A 1,273-nucleotide genomic window follows, 5' to 3' on the forward strand; every position below is an offset into this window, starting at 1 on the left:
GAACCGTCTGATTTCGGCATGATGGCGACGTGAAGGCGCGCAAATTGACGGTGAGCCCCGGTTTTTGGGTGCTGATCCGCTGATTTCCGTGTCGGAACCGGCTGCAGGGGCCGGTTTTTGCGTCATGCGGGCGCAGGACGCCCCTCAAGCCAGGCAAGACGCTGGAAGTTATAGGCCAGGTTGGCCATCCCGATCTTGATGCGGGCGCGGGCGATGCCGATGGTCCGCACGACCAGCCCCATGCGGTGCTTCTGCCCGGCGAACAAGTGCTCGACCGCCGAACGCACGGCGGATCGTTTTGCATTGGCCCTGGCGATGCGTTCGGGCATCGGCCGGCGCGGCAGCTTCTTCTGGTGGATGTGGCTGGTGAACATCCCCTTGGCGAGGAACGCCTCGTTCTTCTTCGACCGGTAGGCCGTGTCCGCCCAGACCCCCGAGCCGGTGTTGTCCTTGCTGACCACATCGGGCAGTCGTGCACCATCGTGAGCATTGGCGGCGCTGGCGTCCCAGGTACGGATCAGACCATGGGTCCTGTCGATGCCGATGTGGTTCTTGTAGCCGAACATCGGGATAGCGAGGTCGACCGGCTTGAACGCCTTGGGATCGGCGCCTTCCTTCACCTTGGCCTTGGTGTACTTGACGCTCCAGCGCGCGTCGCGATCCTTCTGGCGGAGCTTGGCGGGTTTTACTTGACAGGCCTCGGGAACGCACCCCTCCTTGATCGCCATCTTCTCCACTTCGGTATTCCGTTGTTTCGGCGCCGGCACGACCGTGGCATCGATGATTTGGCCGCCCATGGCCAGATAACCCCGATCGGTCAGCGCGGCATCGAAGCGGGCGAACAGCCGGTCGATCGCCCTGGCCTTCACGAGGCGCTCGCGGAACAGCCATACCGTCGTCGCATCCGGCACCGTGCCGTCGAGCCCAAGGCCCAGGAACCGCTGAAACGACAGCCGATCCTTGATCTGAAACTCGGTTGCCTCGTCTGACAACGAGTACAGTGCCTGCAGAACCAGGATCTTGAACATCAGCACAGGGTCGAACGGCAGACGTCCGCCCTTGGCGCGCGGGGCGCGTCGCAGGGCGGCGACCAGCGGTCAACGGAAAACCTCGAAGTCAACGACGGCCGCCAACCGCTCCAGCGGATCGCCCGCTGCACTCAGCGCCTCGTACTGGTTCGAAAGATCAAAGAAACCCGGCTGTCCCGCCATTACCGCCTCCGCTGTCGCGCAATGGCAGTGAATCAGTTCAGGCCGCTATGCACCAGAGGTTT

General features: G+C 63.2%; 1 pseudogene. It reads right to left on the bottom strand.

From position 1 onward, the window contains the following. Positions 1-122: 122 nt before the first annotated feature. A pseudogene (locus tag HHL26_RS24030) lies at positions 123-1,211 on the bottom strand (IS5 family transposase). Between the last annotated feature and the right edge of the window lie 62 nt (positions 1,212-1,273).

Origin of the sequence: Sphingobium sp. TB-6 (assembly GCF_012927365.1) — a bacterium.
Lineage (GTDB): Bacteria > Pseudomonadota > Alphaproteobacteria > Sphingomonadales > Sphingomonadaceae > Sphingobium.